General features: G+C 47.0%; 16 protein-coding genes. 6 read left to right on the plus strand and 10 right to left on the minus strand.

Annotation, left to right across the window (positions count from 1 at the left end):
* Nucleotides 1-108: 108 nt before the first annotated feature.
* Nucleotides 109-1,053 carry an ion channel gene (locus ACY652_RS00870; RefSeq protein WP_462266036.1) on the plus strand — a complete coding sequence of 315 codons (945 nt, stop codon included), beginning with the start codon at nucleotides 109-111 and terminating at the stop codon, nucleotides 1,051-1,053.
* 142 nt (nucleotides 1,054-1,195) lie between these two features.
* Here the strand turns inward: ACY652_RS00870 and ACY652_RS00875 are convergent, their stop codons facing one another.
* Nucleotides 1,196-1,927 (minus strand): SDR family oxidoreductase, encoded by a 732-nt coding sequence (locus ACY652_RS00875; protein ID WP_462266037.1) that lies wholly within the window; start codon nucleotides 1,925-1,927, stop codon nucleotides 1,196-1,198.
* 71 nt (nucleotides 1,928-1,998) lie between these two features.
* Nucleotides 1,999-2,880 (minus strand): helix-turn-helix domain-containing protein, encoded by an 882-nt coding sequence (locus tag ACY652_RS00880; protein ID WP_462266038.1) that lies wholly within the window; start codon nucleotides 2,878-2,880, stop codon nucleotides 1,999-2,001.
* Nucleotides 2,881-3,078: 198 nt separating this feature from the next.
* Between ACY652_RS00880 and ACY652_RS00885 the strand changes: the two genes are divergently transcribed.
* Nucleotides 3,079-3,942 carry an SDR family oxidoreductase gene (locus tag ACY652_RS00885; protein ID WP_462266039.1) on the plus strand — a complete coding sequence of 288 codons (864 nt, stop codon included), beginning with the start codon at nucleotides 3,079-3,081 and terminating at the stop codon, nucleotides 3,940-3,942.
* A gap of 27 nt (nucleotides 3,943-3,969) precedes the next feature.
* On the opposite strand, the gene ACY652_RS00890 is transcribed toward ACY652_RS00885, so the two are convergent.
* From ACY652_RS00890 to recR, 5 genes are read right to left on the minus strand one after another with little or no spacing between them, the layout of a single operon-like run.
* Complete coding sequence (locus ACY652_RS00890) at nucleotides 3,970-4,218, minus strand: type II toxin-antitoxin system RelE family toxin (RefSeq protein WP_462268198.1); 249 nt, start codon at nucleotides 4,216-4,218, stop codon at nucleotides 3,970-3,972.
* Between the two features lie 3 nt (nucleotides 4,219-4,221).
* Nucleotides 4,222-4,413, minus strand: coding sequence for a hypothetical protein (locus ACY652_RS00895; RefSeq protein WP_462266040.1), 192 nt, complete (start codon nucleotides 4,411-4,413; stop codon nucleotides 4,222-4,224).
* 19 nt (nucleotides 4,414-4,432) lie between these two features.
* The gene (locus tag ACY652_RS00900; RefSeq protein WP_462266041.1) at nucleotides 4,433-5,248 is read right to left on the minus strand and encodes an SDR family oxidoreductase; all 816 of its coding nucleotides are present in this window, start codon (nucleotides 5,246-5,248) and stop codon (nucleotides 4,433-4,435) included.
* Complete coding sequence (locus ACY652_RS00905) at nucleotides 5,245-6,069, minus strand: glycosyltransferase (RefSeq protein ID WP_462266042.1); 825 nt, start codon at nucleotides 6,067-6,069, stop codon at nucleotides 5,245-5,247. The genes ACY652_RS00900 and ACY652_RS00905 overlap by 4 nt, the downstream gene beginning before the upstream one ends.
* A gap of 3 nt (nucleotides 6,070-6,072) precedes the next feature.
* A complete protein-coding gene (recR, locus tag ACY652_RS00910; RefSeq protein ID WP_462266043.1) occupies nucleotides 6,073-6,690 on the minus strand; it encodes a recombination mediator RecR in 618 nt (205 codons plus the stop codon).
* Between the two features lie 249 nt (nucleotides 6,691-6,939).
* On the opposite strand from recR, the gene ACY652_RS00915 reads away from it, so the two are divergent.
* On the plus strand, nucleotides 6,940-8,424 hold the full coding sequence (locus ACY652_RS00915) for a sodium:solute symporter (RefSeq protein WP_462266044.1): 1,485 nt from the start codon (nucleotides 6,940-6,942) through the stop codon (nucleotides 8,422-8,424).
* A gap of 29 nt (nucleotides 8,425-8,453) precedes the next feature.
* Nucleotides 8,454-9,161 (plus strand): LOG family protein, encoded by a 708-nt coding sequence (locus tag ACY652_RS00920; RefSeq protein ID WP_462266045.1) that lies wholly within the window; start codon nucleotides 8,454-8,456, stop codon nucleotides 9,159-9,161.
* 289 nt (nucleotides 9,162-9,450) lie between these two features.
* Here the strand turns inward: ACY652_RS00920 and ACY652_RS00925 are convergent, their stop codons facing one another.
* Entirely contained in the window at nucleotides 9,451-11,397 is a 1,947-nt protein-coding gene (locus ACY652_RS00925) for a redoxin domain-containing protein (RefSeq protein ID WP_462266046.1), read from the minus strand.
* 87 nt (nucleotides 11,398-11,484) lie between these two features.
* On the opposite strand from ACY652_RS00925, the gene ACY652_RS00930 reads away from it, so the two are divergent.
* Entirely contained in the window at nucleotides 11,485-12,735 is a 1,251-nt protein-coding gene (locus ACY652_RS00930; protein WP_462266047.1) for a TCR/Tet family MFS transporter, read from the plus strand.
* A gap of 60 nt (nucleotides 12,736-12,795) precedes the next feature.
* Nucleotides 12,796-14,043, plus strand: a complete 1,248-nt coding sequence (locus tag ACY652_RS00935) for a TCR/Tet family MFS transporter (protein WP_462266048.1) — start codon at nucleotides 12,796-12,798, stop codon at nucleotides 14,041-14,043.
* Nucleotides 14,044-14,170: 127 nt separating this feature from the next.
* Here the strand turns inward: ACY652_RS00935 and ACY652_RS00940 are convergent, their stop codons facing one another.
* Both ACY652_RS00940 and ACY652_RS00945 read right to left on the minus strand, forming a co-directional pair.
* Entirely contained in the window at nucleotides 14,171-14,767 is a 597-nt protein-coding gene (locus tag ACY652_RS00940) for a DUF502 domain-containing protein (RefSeq protein ID WP_462266049.1), read from the minus strand.
* 12 nt (nucleotides 14,768-14,779) lie between these two features.
* Nucleotides 14,780-17,239 carry a bifunctional UDP-N-acetylmuramoyl-tripeptide:D-alanyl-D-alanine ligase/alanine racemase gene (locus ACY652_RS00945; RefSeq protein ID WP_462266050.1) on the minus strand — a complete coding sequence of 820 codons (2,460 nt, stop codon included), beginning with the start codon at nucleotides 17,237-17,239 and terminating at the stop codon, nucleotides 14,780-14,782.
* Between the last annotated feature and the right edge of the window lie 3 nt (nucleotides 17,240-17,242).

Here is a 17,242-nt window from a genome sequence, read left to right on the forward strand (position 1 = left end):
TATTTAACTGTATGTTCATGTCATTATATATAAAAACAAATATGACTATACTTTTTGCCAAATACAAGGGTAACAGTGTATTTTTACAATTTCAACCACCACACTTTTATGGCATCAATTCATCAGGAAACCAAAGCCGAGAACGACCTGGGCTTCGGCAATCAGGCCATTACCCAGCGCATCATCAACCGCGATGGTTCTATTAACGTAAAGCGTACAGGCCAGGGCTTTTTCAGTTCGGCCAACAGCTACCACCAGTTGCTTACCATGAGCTGGAGCAAATTCTGGCTCATTGTAATGAGCGGTTACCTGCTGGTCAATGTGTTGTTTACCCTGATCTATGTAAGCCTCGGGCCGCACAACCTGGATGGCGTGGAGGCCAATACCGGCATGAGCCGGTTCCTTGATGCCTTCTTTTTTTCGGCACAAACCATGAGTACGGTGGGCTATGGCCACATCAGCCCGGTGGGCGTGGCTACCAATACGGTAGCCGCCTTTGAATCTATGGTGGGCCTGCTCACTTTTGCCCTGGCTACAGGCTTGCTATACGGGCGCTTTTCCAGGCCATCGGCCAGGTTTGTGTATAGTGATCGTATCCTGATTGCGCCCTACCGCGATGGCATGAACGGCTTAATGTTCAGGCTGGCCAACAAGCGGCGAAACCTGCTGATTGACCTGGTAGCGGATGTTATCCTCTCCTATAACGAAACCGTAAACGGCAAGATAGAACGTAAATTTATGCCGTTGCCCTTAGAACGTAACAGTGTGCAGCTGCTTACCCTGAGCTGGACGGTAGTGCACCCGATAGATGATAACAGCCCTATTAAAAATATTACGGCAACGCAATTACAGGAAATGCAGGCAACGTTTAATGTTCTGTTAAAGGCCTTTGATGATACGTTTTCGCAAACTGTGCAATCCCGTACCTCTTACCAGTACAACGAACTGGTGACAGGCGGCAAGTTCACCCCCGCCTTTAAGGCTGGCGAGAACGGGCAGGTAATACTCGATCTGAGTAAGATCAGCGCATTTGCCGCTGCTGAGTTGAATTGAGCGTTAAGCCATGCAAACCTTTAAATAAAACGCGTCATTGCGAGGTACGGGCGCCATCTCTCTGCCTCCTGCGTTAACAAAGGCGTAGAGAGATGGCGCCCGTTCCTCGCAATGACGGAATGAGAGGATCATGATAACTCCTCTACCACGGGCAGCTTGCCGGCTCAGGAAAGTATTCTTCGCTGATGTATTTACCGGTAGGCCCGTCCTGCCCGATCAGGGCGTATTTGGCAATACGCTGGCCTGCTTCTGCTACGGTACTGGTACCCTGATGCCCGGTAAAATCGGTTTGGGTATATCCGGGGCAAACCATGTTCACCTTAAACGGCGTGTCGCGCAGTTCATAAGCCAGATTAAGCGTGTACATATTAAGCGCCGACTTGCTCGATTGGTATACGGCCATCTTTGGAATATCACTGGCTGGATCGGCCGTTAAAGTAAGCGACCCCATTGCAGAGGTTACATTTACGATGCGCGGTTCGGGCGATTTCCTGAGCAGGTCAATAAACGCCTGTGTAACGCCGGCTACACCGAACACATTGGTTGCATACACCGTTTTAAATTGCTCAAGCGTGGCATCAAGCGCCGACTGCGGGAAGCCGCCTGAAATGCCTGCATTGTTCACCAGCACATCCAGCACCGCTGTTTTACTGCCTATCGTTGCACGGGCCTGGCTAATTGACTGCTGATCAGTAACCTCTAACTGTACGGCCTCAACATTACCAAAGCCTTCGGCCTTTAATTTCGCTATGGCAGCAAAACCATTTTCCAGATCGCGGCAGCCCAGGTATACAAAGAAATTATTTTGGGCAAGTTGCCTCACTACTTCAAAGCCAATGCCTTTGTTGGCTCCGGTTACTAATGCTGTTTTCATTATATCAAATTTTTGTAAATCAACAGCACAAAAGTAAAGCACAGCGTAACAGCCGGAATGGACAAATCTTCTTATTTGCCGGACAAATCGCGTAATTCTGAAAGATAACTGCTTATACTCTTACCTGTACTTTTTTTAAATAACCTTGAAAAATAATCGGGGTCACTAAAACCCAGTTCGTAAGCAATCTCCTTAGCCGAAAGAGAGGAATACTGCAGTTTGCGCCGGGCTTCCAACATCAGCTGGTTTGTCATCCATTCTTTTGGCGAAACGCCCGAAAATTCTTTTACAATACCATAAAGGCGACTTGTACTTGTTGCCAACTGCTCAGCAATTGTATGCACATCGTGCTGTTCGGTAAGGTGTGTTTCTACGGCAAGCTTAAAGGCCATATACTTAGATAACCTGGAACTAAAGTGGATGTCTTGATTGCCATACTGCTCAAAGTAGGCGCTGTTAAGTTCAGTTAGCAAGGTATGCAGGTGTGCTAAAATAATTTCTGTGTTTTTATGCTTACCCGGCGAATGAAGCAACTGAAACAGCGTTGAAAAGAGCGATTTTACCCGTTGCTTACCTGCCGGATCAAATATAATAACGTTTTTGTTGAAAGGGTTAGCCAAAAACGGATAGGCATTGGGTAGAAGTGTTACTGTATTTTCATCAAAGGCAACTTTATACTGCCGGGTTTCGCTATCGCAAGCCAGGTGGGTGAAAACCTGGTTAGGTAAGGCAAAGGCCAGTTGGCCGTCGGTAATGGAAATATCCTGTGCGTCTGCTTTTAACTCTGCACTACCCTTATCAACAAACATAAAGTAGTAATAGGATAATTTGTGCGGACTGCACAATTGCTGCACTACATCTTTTGGTAAAGCAACTGCACAATTTTCGTTTATAAGGATCGGTAATTTATCGTGGTGCTTAATCTTATCCAGTAAGCCTGTGGTTTCCTGCATTATTACTATTTATTGAACAGAATATAAAATCAATTAGCTGTGCGATAAGGCACCATTTATTAATCTAAGTTATATAAAATGAATTATTAATTTAAACAATCCCTTAATCTGTTTATTTTAATTATAGTTTGCTTTCAAACGCTTGATGTAAAAATATCCACACAAGTAAATTTCACAAAATTAAAATCTTTAGAGATAATGACACAGGAACCCACCCAATTTTCGGGCAGCGAAAAACAGGACAAGCAACCCGGTAACGAACAAGCCATGAACCCCAAGCCGGAATATATAAAGCCGGATTACAAGGCAGCCGGCAAACTGCCGGGCAAGATTGCGTTGATAACCGGCGGCGACAGTGGCATAGGCCGTGCCGTGAGCGTACACTTTGCCAGAGAAGGCGCTGATGTGGCGATAGTTTATTTAGACGAACATGAAGATGCCAGAGAAACCCAACAATTGGTGGAAGCCGCCGGCCGCCGGTGTATCCTGATTCCGGGTGATATAAAAGACAGTAAATTTTGCAGCCGGGCAGTTGAACAGACGGTAAGCGAACTGGGCGGACTGAACATCCTGGTGAACAACGCCGCCGTGCAGTACCCGCAAAAGGAACTGGAAAATATAAGCGACGAGCAGCTGGAAGAAACCTTTAAAACCAACATCTTTCCGCATTTCCATTTTTCAAGGGCTGCTTTAAAGCACCTGAAGGAAGGCGATTCCATTATCAACACCACCTCGGTAACTACCTACCGCTCTTCGCCCAACCTGCTGGATTATTCATCAACCAAGGGGGCTATATTAGCTTTTACCCGCTCGCTGGCTACCAATATTGTAGAAAAGAAAATCAGGGTAAATGGCGTAGCGCCCGGCCCCATCTGGACCCCGCTGATTGTTTCCAGCTTTGATAAAGAAAAGATTGAGAGCTTCGGCAAGGAAACCCCCATGCAGCGCGGCGGCCAGCCTTCTGAAGTGGCCCCTGCCTATGTGTTCCTGGCTTCTGAGGATGCTTCCTACATCACCGGCCAGGTTATTCACGTAAACGGCGGCGAAGTGGTGAACGGCTAAGTTATTTTTGAAACTTGCTTCCAATAATTACTGATAGATGTTCTTTCGATGGCCGGCTTTTAGTATAAGCACTATGAGCTGGTCATCATTGATACTGTAGATTATACGATAATCACCAATGCGGATCCGACAATAATCTTTAAGCCCAATTAGCTTTTTAACATTATTAGGTCTTGGATCTTCACTTAAAATGTTTAATTCGACAAATATTTTTTGAACAACAACTAAAGGAAGTTTACTAATTTCTCTCGGCTGATTTCTTGATGAGTACTTTATAACTCATTCGCCGCTCAGTTTGGCGTTGATGATTCTTTCCATCACGACCTTATAGTCCTCATGTGGTTCTGCAACACGTTGTGAGGCTTCAATTCCATCTAAAAAGTCTTCAATCTGTTCTGCATAGGTCTGCATATCTATCACAACAGCAGATTTATTTCCATTTTCATCAGTGATGTAATTAATACCTCTCATAATCTAAATATAAGATATTCTACTTTAATAACGGGTCTTTCTCCTTAGCAAATACATTGTAAACCAATTTATCCAAGCGTGCAGGAATCAGTTTATTCAGCAACACTGTCAGCTTGCCTTGGCCGGTCATAACCAGCGTGCGGCTGCGGTTTTCAATACCCTGAATGATTTGTTTGGCTACTTCTTCGGCGCTCATCATCTTGCCTTCATCCAGGCTGCTTTCGCCCTGCTGCACGGCATCCTTGTTCAGTGCCGTGTTGCGGATATTGGAAGCCGTAAAGCCCGGGCAGGCGGTGAGCACGTGCAGGCCGGTTTTCAGGTTCTCTACCCGTAAAGAATCCAGAAAGCCGTTCATGGCAAATTTTGAGGCCGAATAACCTGTACGGCCCGGTAGGCCCTTATAGCCTGCAATGGAAGATACCCCTACCACACTTCCTTTTGCTTTCAGCAATTCGGGCAGGGCATATTTGGTACAGTAAACCGTACCCCAAAAATTTACATCCATCAGGTTTTTAAGCACCTGCAAATCCAAATCTTTGAACAAGGCCCGCATGGAGATACCTGCGTTATTGATCAGCACATCAATACGTTTGAATGTAAGCAGGGTTTGTTTAATGAGATGCGCACAGTCTTCCTCTGCGCTTACATCGCATTGCACGGCTAAAGCCTTAATGCCAAACTGCTTTTCTAATTGCCGGGTAATTTCGCAAAGGGTAACATATTGCCGGGCGGCCAGTACCAGCGTAGCGCCTTTTTTGGCCAGCTCAAAGGCCAGCGCTTTGCCGATGCCCGAAGAAGCGCCGGTAACAATTACAACCTTATCTTTCAAACTCATAACGAAGCCGGTACCGGCTTCGCAGTTCCTAAACTAAGGGCCGGCATCCTGAATAAATATTTAGCGGCAAAGGTAAACATTGCACCATAAAAGTTTTTCAGGTAACTCCAGCTTAATTTATTGGTTGTTGAATGCTGATAATTTACCACATGCGTTTTGGCAAAATAGTAATTTTTGTACCCGGCCATGCGTATACGGTAGGACAGGTCAATATCCTGCCCGTAATGAACGAAACGCTCGTCAAAAAATCCGGCCTTAACCAATACCGATTTGCGGAACAGTATAAAATTCCGGCAAAGCACATCTACCTCGGCGCTGTCAAACTCCTCCGTCCATCCGGAGAAAGACTGGTGATGGTTAGCGCGAAGTTTGGGGAAGAACCGGAATAAAAACAGGTATTTAAAAAATTTCGCCCAGGCATGGGGCAACCCGTGTTTGGATTCGGGCAAAAAATGACCGCTGGCATTAATCATCCGCACACCAAGGGCGCCGGTTTGTGTATGGTCATCCATAAAGGCAACTGTTTTCTGCAGGGTATCAGTGCCTACAACTATGGCAGGGTTCAGCAGCAGTACATACTCGCCTTTAGCCGACAACAGGGCTTGATTGGCTGCCCTGGTATAGCCTTCCCGTTGTGAATTTTCTATTAATTGCACTTCAGGAAAATCTGCTTTGATCATGTCTGCCGAATGATCGGCAGAGGCATTGTCCAGCACAATAACCTCAGTTTCTGTTGCCGGCGATGAAGTAAGTATTGCAGCCAGCGATTGCTTTAATAAGCGCCTCTCATCACAATTTACCAATACAACAGAAAGTTTCATAATCTACTTAGCCAGCGTGTTTTCGTAAGGAATGCGGGTAGTGATAGACCGCCCCAGGGTAATCTCATCCACATACTCCAATTCTCCTCCAAAGGCTATGCCACGGGCTATGATGGATATGCTGATGTTAAAATCTTTTAGCTTTTTGTGTAAATAAAAGATGGTAGTGTCGCCCTCCATAGTGGCACTGAGGGCAAAAATCACTTCTTTCACCTCACCGGCCCTGATCCGGGCTATTAAAGAGTCAATTTCAAGGTCGGTTGGGCCGATACCGTCCATCGGCGAGATAAGGCCGCCCAGTACATGGTACACCCCATTGTACTGATTTGTATTCTCTATGGCCATTACATCGCGTGTATCCTCCACTACGCAAATGGTTTGGTGGTTGCGCTTATGAGAAGCGCAGATATCGCACAGGGTATGATCGGATATATTAAGGCAGGTGCGGCAGTGCTGTATCTCGTTGCGCAGCTTATTTACCGAGGTACTGAAACGCTCCACATCGGCCTTGTCCTGATCCAGCAGGTGCAGCACCAGCCGCAATGCTGTTTTCTGGCCGATACCCGGCAATTTAGAGAACTCGAACACCGCATTTTCTAACAGCTTGGAAGAAAAATTCATACCGTAAATATACAAAAAACGCGCCTTAAAATGGGTCAGTGTAGTGTAAGCAAGCGGGTGATTAGGTAAGTAAACGGCGCTTTGAAATTGATTTATATTATTACCTTGCGTTAAGCTAATCTCACAATTTGTCATTGCGAGGTACGAAGCAATCTCGTAGCTATGCTTGTTCACTATATTTACGACGAGATTGCTTCGTACCTCGCAATGACAAAGTGAAAATTAGTCTTGTTTACAACCATTTCAACTATGTCGCCAGCTGTACTGCTCCTTTTCATCATCGGCTATTTCCTGGTGCTGATTGCCATCTCCTATCTCACCTCAAAAAACTCCGCCGATAACGATACCTTTTTTGTAGCCAACCGTAACTCCAAATGGTACCTGGTGGCCTTTGGGATGATTGGTACGGCACTGAGCGGGGTAACCTTTATTTCGGTACCCGGCAAGGTAGGCGCCCCCAGCGGCGACCAGTTTGCCTACTTCCAGTTCGTGCTGGGCAATGCGGCGGGGTTTGTTATTATCGCTACGGTTTTACTGCCTTTGTATTACCGTATGCAGCTCACCTCTATTTACAGTTATATTGAAAGCGCTTTAGGCACCTGGAGCTATAAAACGGCGGCAGCTATCTTTTTACTCAGCCGCACCATCGGCTCGGCCTTCCGGCTGTACCTGGTGGTAATCGTGTTGCAGAAATTCATTTTTGATAGTTACCATATCCCCTTTGCGGTAACGGTGCTGCTCTGTTTGGTACTCATCTGGTCGTACACGTTTAAAGGCGGCTTAAAAACTATTATTGTTACGGACAGCCTGCAAACGCTTTTCCTGGTTTCGTCGGTATTTTTATCCATCTTCTTCATTTGCCGTAGTCTTAATTTCAGTGTTTTCGAGGCTGCCGAGGCCATTAAGAACAGCAGCTATTCGCAGATATTCTTCTTCAACGATTTTCTGAGCAGCAAGCTGCATTTCGGCAAAGAGTTTCTGGGCGGCATGTTCATTACCATTGCCATGACGGGCTTAGACCAGGATCTGATGCAAAAAAACCTGAGCTGCAAGAACATCAGCGAGGCGCAGAAGAATATGTTCAGCTTTACTACGGTGTTCGTCATCATCAACATCTTCTTTCTGAGTGTGGGCGCGCTGCTTTACATCTACGCCGCCAACAAAGGCATAAAGGTGGAGAAAACCGATTACCTCTACCCTACCATTGCCTTAAAATATTTAGGGGTAGTGCCTGCCATTGTTTTTATGCTGGGTTTAACGGCAGCTACCTTCGCCACTACCGATTCGGCGCTTACGGCGTTAACCACTTCTTTTTGCGTCGACTTTTTAAACTTTAACAAACGTAAAGACACCAACACACCGGCTATGGTGCGTACCCGGCATTATGTGCATATCTTTTTTTCGGGGCTGATGCTGATCACCATTCTGCTGTTTAACGCCATTAATAATGATGCGGTGGTGAGCGCCATTTTCAAGGTAGCTTCCTACACCTACGGGCCATTGCTGGGCCTGTACAGCTTTGGCCTGTTTATGAGCAGCCGGCAGGTGAACGACCGGCTGGTACCCCTGATCTGCCTCATTTCGCCTGCGGTATGTTATGTGCTCAGCACCTCCTCAAAAGAATGGCTGGGCGGCTATGTTTTTGATAACGAGCTTATCATTGTAAACGGATTGATTACCTTTGCCGGTTTGCTGCTTACCTCGAAGGCCAAAAGCCGGGTAGCGGCCCTATAAACCGAATATATACTTACAGAAAAATAACCATGACTGGTGAAGAAAAAATCAGACAAGCCTTTCAGAACAAGGACTGGCACGAAATAAAGGTAACCGACTCCTGGCAGATCTTCAAAATCATGGCCGAGTTTGTAGACGGCTTTGAGAAGCTGGCTAAGATAGGCCCCTGCGTATCCATCTTCGGCTCGGCGCGTACGCATAATGATAATCCCTATTATAAATTAGCTGAAGATGCCGCCCGCCTGCTCACCGAGCGCGGCTACGGCGTAATATCGGGCGGTGGGCCCGGCATTATGGAAGCGGCCAACAAAGGCGCTTACGAGGCCGGCGGCAAATCGGTAGGCTTAAATATTGAACTGCCGTTCGAGCAATTTCATAATAAATATATCGACCGTGATAAACTGCTGGAGTTTGATTACTTCTTTATCCGCAAGGTAATGTTTATGAAGTACTCGCAGGGCTTCATTGTGATGCCCGGCGGCTTTGGTACCATGGACGAAGTATTTGAAGCCATCACCCTGATACAAACCGGCAAGATTGCCCGCTTCCCTATCGTGTTTGTAGGCACCTCCTATTGGGGCGGCCTGTTCAAATGGGTAGAAGAAACCATGCTCAACACAGAGCGCAACATCAGCCCCGACGACCTGAACCTGTACCGCGTAGTAGATACCGCCGAAGAAGCCGTGGAGCATATCTTTAAGTTTTATGACAAGTATTTACTGAAACCGAACTTTTAATCTACAGATATTTATAGTTTTTGTCATTGCAAAGAACGAAGCAATCGCACGGAGGTATGGCTCGCCCTGTATAGCATGCGGTTGCCACGCTATCGCCCGCAATGACAAAGTTTATACACCTAAATAATTCTGTCATTTCGACCGTAGGGAGAAATCTTCTTCAAGCAGCCGGTATACGGCAGAAGATTTCTCCCTGCGGTCGAAATGACAGGTTGTAAAAGGTTGACTCACAAAAAAGCGATAATATATATATTATCGCTTTTTTGTGAAGGTTATTTAAGGTAATTGCTTACTCTTCTGCTTTGGCAGTGGCCATGCCCTGCGGTTTCTGCAATAGGTCAATCATGGCGCTTACTTCGCCCATTACGCTTTCGGCAGTGCCGGAGAAACCAACGTGTTTGAAGCGGATGTTGCCATTCTGATCGATTATAAACTTGGTAGGAATACCATCTACCTTAAACTGGCTTACCACTTTAGACTGGCGGCTATCCTCGCCCTTCTCATCCATTAGCACATGGAAAGTGTAGTTGTTATCGGCAATAAATTTCTTTACACCGTCCTGGTAATTGTCGCCGTTCTCCCAGGTATCAATGAACACAAATTTCACATCAGGGTTATCCTTATATTTATTCACAGCCATCTGCATACCGGGAAAGGAAGCCTTGCAGGGACCGCACCAGGTAGCCCAAAAGTCTACTACCACAACTTTGCCCTTCAAGCTGGCTAAAGAAACGGTGTTTCCGCTGAAGTCTTTTAATGCAAACTGTGGTGCTGGTTGGTTAACCATTTCCTTCATCAAATCGGCCCGCTGCTTGTCCTGCATGGTAGATTTTAAGGAAGCCAGATAGCTATCGTAACCCTTATCATTACCCTTAACTTTCAGGTAAGTGGTTTTGAGCTGCTCTTCCAATGCTGGTGAACTTTTACCCGCTTTTAAACTACCTTCAATTACCTTCTGCGCTTTGGCATGGTCGCCTGCACCTATAAGCATCATTGCGTAGTTTTCGTTGATGTCGGGGTCTAAGCCTTTACGATGCTCGTATACCGGTTGCTCGTATTTTAATGCATCTGCATATTTACCCTGCTTTGCCAAGATGTAGGCATAAGTGTCGGCAAAGCTACCATAACCTTCTTGGGCACCTTTTTTCACCTCACCTAAAGAGGTGTATGCAGATGCTTTTGGATGGGCAATCAGTTGCTGTTCAATATCCAGCGACTGTTTGGAAATTTGTGCAGCTTCGTCCAGGCGTTCGCCTTTTTTTGCCATGTCCCAGGCAATTGAATTTAAATTTCCTGCTAAATAAGACTTATTTGTCATTCGTGCTGCATAGTAGTCGAACTGTTGTTTGTTACCTGCTTTAATATAAGCCTGCATCATCTGCAGGCGCATGTTATCATAACTAAATTCCCAGTTGTCAACATTTTCAGGATAAGCTTTCAGAAAATCGCTATATAAAACTTCCTTTTTAGCTAAATCCTGTTCTTTGTTAAAGGCGGCGATCAACGTAATCTTTTTCTTGATGCCTACAGGAAAACGCTGGATTATTACCTGATCTAAGGAATCGGCTTTGGCCTTGTGGTTTAATGAACGCAAAAGAGATGACGCTGTCAACACATCATTTTCATTGTTCGAATTAATCAGCATCGGCAATTTCCCTTCACCCGTTGTCTTGAGTTGCTGGTTTTTAGAATTAACCAGTAGCGTAATGTAATCCGCTTGAAACTCTTTATAACTTTGCGGATGAGCCTTAAATTCAGCGTTATATAAATCATACGCCTTGATTGGGTTCCGCTTAATTTTAGCATAAACAGTTCCTAATCCGTTTGTCAATATTAAGGCCTCAGAAGCATCAGCTCCGGGCACCGGCTTGCCGTTACTGTATATTTTATACAGATAACCAGCACCATCGTTATTATCTATCTCCTCATCAGCGCTCAACTTTACAAAAAAAGCTTTGGCGGTAACAGGCACAACCGTTGTTGCTTTATATACCCCTGCTTCTCTCTTAAAAATTAAATCACTTGCAGGAAAGTTTTTGCCATCAATGTAATATACCATGCCTTGTACATCCGGCTTACCGGCCAGGTTTGTACCAGCCGTATTGTAAGTAAATGTTATTGGCTTACCGGCGGCGGGATGCTCTGTAGACAGCTTTAAATGTGCATACGTTTGCGCCATGGCGCTTTGTGCTGCCATAAAGGCTGGCAAAGCAAGTAACAGGCAGGTTTTTTTCATAAGCTAACTAATTTTGAGTCAAGTTAGTAACTAATATTTAAATTACAATTCATTACGCAATGAAAATCAATTTGTTAATTTGCAGCTATGGAGCAACCTGCCACCACCAAACCTAAAGCTGCGCTGGGATTTATTTTTGTTACGATATTGATTGATGTGATTGGCTTCGGCATCATCATCCCGGTTTTCCCTAAACTGATTGAACACCTGATACACGGCAACCTGAGCGATGCTTCGCGCTATGGCGGCTGGCTGCTGTTTGCCTACTCGGTGATGCAGTTTTTATTTTCTCCGTTGCTGGGCAACTTAAGTGATAAGTACGGCCGGCGGCCTATCCTGTTAGGTTCATTACTGGGCTTTAGTATAGATTACCTGTTCCTGGCGTTTGCACCCAGTATTGGCTGGCTGTTTTTAGGCCGGGTTATCGCCGGCATCACAGGCGCCAGCTTTACCACCGCATCTGCTTATATTGCTGATGTAAGCACGCCTGAGAACCGGGCGCAAAACTTTGGTATCTTAGGCGCCGCTTTTGGTATTGGTTTCATCATTGGCCCGGTATTGGGTGGTGTATTGGGGCGCTATGGCGTACAGATTCCGTTTTTAACGGCAGCGGGCCTGGCTTTTTTAAATGCCATGTACGGGTACTTCATCTTACCCGAATCCTTAGCGCCCGAAAAGCGCCGGCCTTTTGAATGGAAACGTGCCAACCCGCTCGGCTCGCTCCGGCAACTGAAGAAATACCCGTCCATCGCCGGACTCGTGGTTTCACTGATACTGATTTACATAGCGGCCCATGCGGTGCAAAGCACCTGGACATTTTTCACCATGCTGCGCTTTAAATGGTCGGAAGACCTGGTAGGCTATTCGCTGGGATTTGTAGGCTTGCTGTCGGGCCTGGTGCAGGGGCTGCTTATCCGGATTGTAATTCCAAAGTTTGGCCAGAAGAGAAGCATTGTGCTGGGGTTTACCTTTTATACGATAGGATTATTGCTGTTTGCCTTTGCCAGCCAGAGCTGGATGATGTTCGTTTTCCTGATCCCCTACTGCCTGGGCGGTATTGCAGGGCCGGCACTGCAGGGATTGATCAGCAATGAGGTGCCCGACACCGAACAGGGCGAATTGCAGGGGGGCCTTACCAGCCTGATCAGCGTTACCTCCATTATCGGCCCGCCGCTGATGACTACGCTGTTCGCCTGGTTTACCGGCCCTAAAGCGCCGGTGCAGTTTCCGGGCGCACCGTTTTTAATGGGTGCGGTATTAATGATTGTGAGTACTGCACTTGCCGTGCGAAACTTCAGACGTACGAAAATTTCCGTGACTAAACAAAGCAGCATTTAGTCGCATTAAAATTACATTATCCTAAAAACATTTAAATCCTGCCCTAATTTGTATAACCGTATGGAGCAACCTTCGGCATCCAAGCATAAAGCTGCGCTTGGCTTTATCTTCGTTACCATTTTTGTAGATGTGCTGGGCCTGGGTATTATTTTACCTGTATTACCCAAGCTGCTGGAAACCCTGGGCCACATTAATGTAAGCGTTGCCGCACAATACAGCGGTTACCTTACCTTTACCTATGCGGCTATGCAGTTTCTGTTCTCACCGGCGTTAGGCAACCTCAGCGATAAATACGGCCGCAGGCCGATACTCTTATTCTCATTAGTAGGTTTCGGCATCGATTACCTGTTTATGGCCTTTGCGCCCGATTTGTGGTGGCTGTTTGCCGGGCGTACCATTGCCGGTATTGCCGGGGCCAGTACCACTACGGCCACTGCCTATATTTCAGACATCAGCACCGGCCACAACCGGTCGGCCAACTTCGGACTTGTGGGTGCAGCATCTGGCCTGGGTTTTATTTTGGGTATCGGTTTAGGAGGCTACTTAGGTATGGTGAACATCAAATTTCCGTTTATGGCCGCCGCCGCACTGGCGCTGATTAATGCCATATACGGATTTTTCGTACTGCCCGAATCGCTGCCGCCGGAAAACCGGCGCAACTTTGACTGGAAAAAGGCCAACCCTATATCGTCCCTGAAAAAGCTCTGGCACTATCCGGCGTTTGCTACGCTGGTAGGCGCCTACACACTGGTATACATTGCCCAAAAAGCGGTGGAATTTGTACTATCCTTTTTCCTTACCGAAAAATTTCACTGGTCGCTGGCCAGCATCAGCAGCCTGGGTATTTATATCGGCGTATTGCTGGTGAGCATTCAGGGTGGTTTGATACGGTATTTACTGCCAAAGTTTGGCGAACAGAAAAATATTGTGGTCGGCCTGCTGTTTTACGCACTGGGTTTGGGGCTGATTGCCTTTGCCAGCCAGGGGTGGCAGATGTATGTCTACATGATTTTTTATTGCCTGGGCGGCATCTCCAGCCCGGCACTGCAGGGCCTGATTACCAGCAAGGTGGCCGCCAACGAGCAGGGCGAACTGCAGGGTGCATTAAACAGTTTGGTAAGCGTAAGTACCATTGTGGGGCCTTTGTTGCTCAGCAGTATATTTTCCTATTTTACTGCCAAAAAAGCGCCGGTCTATTTTCCGGGTGCACCCTACCTGCTGAGCGCAGTTATGATGTTAATCAGCGCCTTTATGGCCTACCGCAGCTTTAAGGAAATCAACAGGCAAAAAGTAATTACGGCGGATTAGGCATTGGTGCATTGGTGCATTAAGGCAAGCTGGCTTAGTAAGAGTTGTTTTACTTATTTAAATATCCTGCATTTTTTAAGCTGTACATTGCGTTCCCAATGAACTAATGACTAATGAACCAATGAACTTATTCCAGCCCGCTTACACCGCCTGAGATAACGAATTTCATTACCTCTGCGGCATTCTTGTTGAGATGAGTAATTTTGTCAGCACTCACGATTACCACTTGTCCGGCAAAAGAATACGAATACGGGAAATAAACCGCCACTTCGCCGGGCAGGCCTAAACTGCTTAAATCCTTTTGGGTGAGGAAACCTATCTTCTTCAAACCGAACTCGTTCACCTGCACCAGTACCGGCTCGTTAAACTTCTTTTCTTCGCCTACAAAGGCCTCCGTTAAATCCTTAACCGAGGAATACAGGAATTTGAATAGCGGCAACCGGTTGAGCCAGCGATTAAACCAGCCCTTAATAGGATCAGTAACCACATTGGTGAGCAGGATACCCGAAATAAGTATGACGAGCAATACGCTGAATATGCCCAAACCGGGTATATAAACAGGTTTGCCGGTTTTAGGATTTACCCAAAGTATAGTACTGATGTTAAGCGCATTATCTATACCCGCAACTGCCCAGTAGATGAGGAAGAAGGCCACACCTAAGGGCACCACTACCAATAGTCCCTTTACAAAATAGCGTATCAGTGCACGGGCAAGCTTTTTCATTGGTACCGGGTTTTATTCATAAAAGTATACCCTTTTTACACGTTGCGAAATATTGGTTAGTATTTCATAAGGTATCGTACCAATTTGCTGCGCCAAATCTGCAACCGTTTGCTGTTCGTTGAAGATGATAGCTTCATCACCTTCCTGCACCTCTATATGGCTTACATCTATCATGCACATATCCATAGCAATGTTGCCAACGGTTGGCGCAACTTTGCCATTAACCAGTAAATGCCCTACGCCGTTACCAAAGGTGCGCAGGTAGCCATCGGCATAACCTATGCGCACGGTGGCAATGCGCCCGCCTTTAGGCAGTATACCCTTGCGGTTGTAGCCTACCGTTTCCCCGGGTTTAATGGTTTTGAGCTGCGATATACTGGTTTTAAGCGTGGCAACCGGCTGAAGATTGCCCGAAGCTGCGGGTACCGCTGCATCAATACCATACAAACCAATGCCCAGCCGTACCATATCCAGCTGCGCTTCAGGCCAGCGGCTAATACCCGAGGTATTCAGGATGTGGCGGATGAAAGGATAGCCTAAAGTATTTTGCAGCTTTTCGCAGGCTTGTTTAAACCAGGCGAACTGCTGCCGGGTAAAATTATCATGAACGGCGGCATCACTGGCCACCAGGTGCGAGAATACCGATTGTACTTTTACCGCCGGATGCTGCTGCAATAGCTGACAAAGTTCATCCAGTTCGCTTAGTATAAAACCCAGCCGGTGCATACCGGTATCTACCTTGATGTGTATTGGGTATGGCTCCTGTGCCGGCGATAAATGGCTTAAAAATTCCTTTAACAGCGTAAAACTGTAAATTTCCGGCTCCAGTTGGCAGGCAAGCAGCTGAGCGAACGCCGCAGGTTCCGGATTGAGCACCATGATGGGTAAACTGATGCCGGCCTGGCGCAGGGCTACCCCTTCATCTATGTAGGCTACCGCCAGGTAATCGGCCTTTTGGTATTGCAGCACATTGGCTACCTCGAACGTACCGCTGCCATAAGAGAATGCCTTTACCATCGCCATCAGCTTAACGCCCGGCTGCAACCGCGACCGGTAATAATTCAGGTTATGGATGATGGCATTCAGGTTGATCTCCAGTACGGTGCCGTGCGCCTTTTGTACCAGCGCCCGGCTGATGCGCTGAAACTGAAATATCCGCGCCCCCTTAATCAGGATGCTTTCATTCTGAAAATTCAGCCGGGGCAAGTCGTCGGTCAGCGCCTCAGTGGTCGCATAGAAGTACTGATCAGGTACCTGAAAATGGCTTTGGTGCGCACTTAGCTGCACGCCTACACCCATAAAACGCTGTATACCTTTTTGCCGCAGCATAGCGGCCACCTGTTGATATAAAACCTCATTGGGCAGGCCCGATTGCAGAATGTCTGACAAGATCAGTGTTTTAACCGGATGCTGGTTTTGCTGGGTTAAAAAGTTAAGCGCAATTTCGAGCGATTGCAGATCAGAATTATAGGAATCATCAATTACCGAACAGTTATTGCGCCCGTTTTTTAACTCCAGCCGCATACGAACCGGCTGCAGGTAAGGTAACCGCTTTGCTATAGCTGCAGGCATGTAGCCCATGGCCAGCAGCACCGCCCAGCAGGTAATGGCATTTTCTACCGAAGCTTCATCCTGGTAAGGAATAACGCAGCTGATCATCGCCTCGTTATACATAGCTTCCAGATGGGTTTCCCCCTGCCCCTGCCATTGTTTGGTAATGAACACCTTTGCCCCGGCTGCCTGCCGGCTCCAGGTAAAATGCCGCGCTGCAGGCAACAGTCCGGTTTGCCCCGCCAATGCCTCACTTTGATAGACAATGAGTTGGCAATGGGCAAAAAGCTGTAATTTCTCTTTCAGCTTTTGCGCAGCCGAGATAAATCCTTCATCGTGCGCTGTGCCCATGTGGGTAAGTACGCCTATGGATGGCCGGATGATGGGCTCCAGCCGGGCCATTTCCTGCACGGTGGATATGCCGGCTTCAAATATGCCCAACGTGTCGCCCCCGCCAATCTGCCATACGAAGAGCGGTACGCCAATCTGCGAGTTATAGCTTTTCGGGCTGCGTATCACCTGGTAATCGGCACTCAGTAACTGGTGCAGCCACTCCTTCACAATGGTTTTGCCATTGCTGCCCGTAATGCCGATTACCGGCAATTGGAAATGGTTACGGTGGTAAACGGCCAGCGCCTGTAAGGCCGCCAGCACATCCGGCACGATTAAAAATGTGGCATCCGCCGGTATTTCATCAGGCAGATGCTGTACCACAAAATTCCGTACGCCGGCCGCATACACTTCATGCAGATAAGTGTGCCCGTCCCGGCGGCCATTGAGGGCGAAAAATAAGGCGGTGGCCGGGTTACTGATACGGCGGCTGTCGGTAAGCAGGGTATCAATAAGCGTTTCGGGGCCGGATGTAACACCTGCGCCGATGATTTGCTGAATTAAGCCGATGGTGTACCTGCCCGAATGCATAGC

Source organism: Mucilaginibacter sp., from assembly GCF_965200995.1.
Lineage (GTDB): Bacteria > Bacteroidota > Bacteroidia > Sphingobacteriales > Sphingobacteriaceae > Mucilaginibacter.